The organism is Cobetia sp. (assembly GCF_983723665.1).
In genome coordinates this window covers 3,655-7,132 of record NZ_CFDJES010000101.1, presented here as the reverse complement: position 1 = coordinate 7,132, position 3,478 = coordinate 3,655, and the positions used below count along the sequence as shown (strand labels likewise).

The 3,478-nt window shown below is 65.0% G+C and carries 3 protein-coding genes; 2 read left to right on the top strand and 1 reads right to left on the bottom strand.

All coding sequences use genetic code 11. From position 1 onward, the window contains the following. On the bottom strand, window positions 1–623 hold a 623-nt coding region (locus AC4FAH_RS10600; RefSeq protein ID WP_490246006.1), incomplete at its 3' end, for a DUF1415 domain-containing protein. A gap of 350 nt (window positions 624–973) precedes the next feature. On the opposite strand from AC4FAH_RS10600, the gene AC4FAH_RS10595 reads away from it, so the two are divergent. Both AC4FAH_RS10595 and AC4FAH_RS10590 read left to right on the top strand, forming a co-directional pair. Then, window positions 974–2,845, top strand: coding sequence for a SulP family inorganic anion transporter (locus AC4FAH_RS10595; protein ID WP_287021061.1), 1,872 nt, complete (start codon window positions 974–976; stop codon window positions 2,843–2,845). A 118-nt stretch (window positions 2,846–2,963) separates the two neighbouring features. After that, a partial coding sequence (locus AC4FAH_RS10590) for a rhodanese-like domain-containing protein (protein WP_490246005.1) occupies window positions 2,964–3,478 on the top strand: 515 nt, incomplete at its 3' end.

Here is a 3,478-nt window from a genome sequence, read left to right as displayed (position 1 = left end):
CGGGCGGCGTGAGCACAGGCCTTGAGGCGTGAGACCAGAAGCTCGACACCGCGCTCTCGCATGAGTTCTTCATTGCGCCCCGGAACCTCTTCGACATCGCCTGCGTAGGCATTGATGGCGGCTTCGACCGAGCTCTCGCGCAGCAGGTGCAGCATCGGGTAGGGCGAGCGGTTGGTGTAGTTGGCCGCGTCGTCTTCCTCGGTATCCTCGAACACGTATTCCGGGTGGAAGCTGGCCAGCTGATAGATGCCTTCATAGCCCTGCATCTCGAGCAGCGCCTCGGCGTAGTCGAGCAGCTCGAGGTAGGTATCGAAGTCGCGGAAGCCGTCCTTGAAGATCACCAGCGTCGTCTCGGCGTCACGATTGGCGTCCAGGTTCAGCAGCTCGTCGCCGAGTGCCTGCAGGCTGCGCTCGAGCCCTGCTCCGGGCACCACGGCATACTGGATGCTGTTGCGTGCCATCTCGCGCGCGGCAAACGGGCACAGATTGTCGGCGATGATGTGCGTCTCGACCCACTGGCGCGTGGCGTCGATGGCCTCGGCTTCGCTGGCATCCAGCGGCGGGGTGTAGCCACCCGCCGTCTCGGGAGTCGTGGTATCGGTCGGCGTAGCGTCGGTGGTCATGGCGTCAGGGTCCGCAGCGGTGTCAGGAACGGGTATTGTCACTGCTCGGGCGCGGCATGGCCAGCGCCGTGTCTTCTTGTCTCTCTTCTTGTCTCTCTTCGTGTCTCGTTATCGTGTCTCGTCGCCGTGTTGCTTGATCATGTCTCTTCATCGTGTCTCTTCAACATATCTCTTTATAGTGCGAGGACCGCAGGGCCGCAGGTCGCTGTCGAGCATGTGGCGGCCCTGTTTCATTAGTGATTTCAGCGATAGACTTATCACCGCTGGTTTCAAGCCCGCCCCGAGAACGCTCAGGGACATTGCGGCTACCGGCTGACGACTTCTTTCCTGCCTCGCCACGGAGATACTTCTTGTCCGCTGATACTCCGCCTCCTTCCTCGCCGCCCCCCGAATCTCCCGAATCTAACGAGACGGCAGAGGGGCCCGAGCACACCAGTGCCGCGGCCTATCGCCTGTCGCGACTGTTGCCTTTTCTCGGCTGGATGCGTCAGCTGTCGCCCGGGGATGCGCGTTCTGATCTGATCGCGGGACTGAGTGGCGCGGTGCTGGTGCTGCCCCAGGGGGTGGCCTATGCGTTGATCGCCGGCCTGCCACCGGCGCATGGGCTGTATGCCGCCATCGTGGTGGCGATCATCGCCGGTCTGTTCGGCAGTTCGCGGCATATGGTCAGTGGCCCGGCCGCGGCGATCTCGATGGTGGTGTTCGGCACCGTCTCGACCCTGGCCGCGCCGGGCAGTCCCGAATACCTGCCTCTGGTGCTGGCGCTGACCTGCATGGTCGGCATCATCCAGCTGTCGTTGGGGCTGATGCGCATGGGGGCGCTGGTCAATCTCATCTCGCATACGGTGGTGATCGGCTTCACCGCCGGCGCCGGGGTCTTGATCGCCACCAGTCAGCTCAAGCATCTGTTCGGCATCGCGCTTGGCGATGCCTCGAGCTTTCTCGGCACCTGGTGGGCGCTGCTCGGGCATCTGGGCGATACCTCATGGGCCACGCTGATCACGGGGCTCAGCACCTTGCTCACGGCCGTGCTGGTCCGGCGGTTGAATCGCAAGCTGCCGTGGATGCTGGTGGCGATGGCCGTCGGCTGCGGTGTCGCGGCATTGCTCGGCGGCAGCGCGGCAGGTATCCCGATGGTCGGCGCCCTGTCCGGCAGCCTGCCGCCGTTTTCCCTGCCGCCGCTGGGCTTTGACACCCTGCGCTCGCTGGGCGGGGCGGCCTTCGCGCTGGCGGTGCTCGGCTTGATCGAGGCGGTCTCCATCGCGCGCGCCATCGGCGTGCGCTCGCATCAGCGTATCGACGGCAACCAGGAGTTCATCGGCCAGGGCTTGTCGAATCTGGCGGGCAGTTTCTTCTCGTGCTTTGCCGGTTCCGGCTCCTTCACGCGCTCCGGCGCCAACTATGATGCCGGCGCCCGCACCCCGCTGTCGGTGGTGGTGGCGGCGCTGATCGTGTTGGCGGTACTGCTGCTGGTGCCTGACGTGACCGCCTGGCTGCCGTTGCCGGCGATGGCAGGCCTGATCATGGTGATCGCCGCCAACCTGATCGAAGTCGGTCATATCCGTCAGATTCTGGCCGTCAGCCGCGAAGAGGCGGTGGTGCTGGTGATCACCTTCCTCGCCACCCTGCTGTTGCCGCTGGAGTTCGCCATCTTCGCCGGGGTGCTGGTCTCGCTGGTGCTGTATCTGAACCGCACCTCACGGCCCCGTCTGGTCGAGATGGCGCCAGACCCGGAGCACCCGGAGCTTGGAGTGCGCAATGCCGAGCGTTATCAGCTGGCCCAGTGCCGGGAAGTGGTGATTCTGCGTGTGGATGGTTCGCTGTTCTTCGGGGCGGTCGACCACGTCCAGCGCAAGCTGGCGCGCTATACCGGCAAGCACGTCATTCTGTTGGGCACCGGCTGCAACTTCATCGATATCGCGGGCGCCGAGATGCTCGAGATCGAGCAGCGTCGCCTGCGCGATGCCGGCGGCAGTCTCAGCATGTGCGGCTTTCGCATGTACGCGCTGGAAGTGATGGAGCGCGGTGGCTTCCTCGAGCGCATGGGGCGTGAGAACTACTTCCATACCGCCGAGGCGGCGATTGCCTCGCTGCGCGACTCGGTCGCCGAAGCGCATCGCGCCCACGGTGATCAGCCCGCTGCCTGCCCCGATTGTCAGCTGTTCGGTCCGGCCGGGATCGGGCCGGGGCAGGGGGTGCGCCTGACGCCACCGTTGGCGTGAAAGCACAAGGCTGGGGGCGGCTGCACGCTTGCGATAGAATATGGCCCCTTGATGGTGCGGCCAGTCAGCCAGTCGCCGCCCATTGCCTCAATCCTGTTCTGTCTGCCGAGAGATGCCCATGAGTTTGCCCACCGTGGCGGCCAGCTGCGACCTGATTCGCGACGGCCGTCCGTTGATCGATGTGCGCGCGCCGGTCGAATTCGCCGCTGGTGCCTTGCCGGGTGCCGTCAATCTGCCACTGATGGATGATGAGGAGCGTCATCGCGTCGGGCTGCAGTACAAGCAGGTCGGCCCGGAATCGGCGGTACATCTTGGCCATCAACTGGTCAGCGGCGGGATCAAGCGCGCACGTATCCGCGCCTGGGTCGAGCACGTCGAGCGGCTCCCTGACGCGATTCTCTACTGCTTCCGCGGCGGCATGCGTTCTCAGCTCAGTCAGCAGTGGTTGCAGGAAGCGGGGATCGAGCGTCCGCGCATCGAGGGCGGCTGGAAGGCCATGCGTCAGCAGCTCTGTCAGCATATCGATGAGCGTGCCGAGCAGGCCCCGATGCTGTTGATCGGCGGGCTGACCGGCTGCGCCAAGACCGAGCTGATCCATGCGCTGGACAATGGCATCGACCTGGAAGGCTGTGC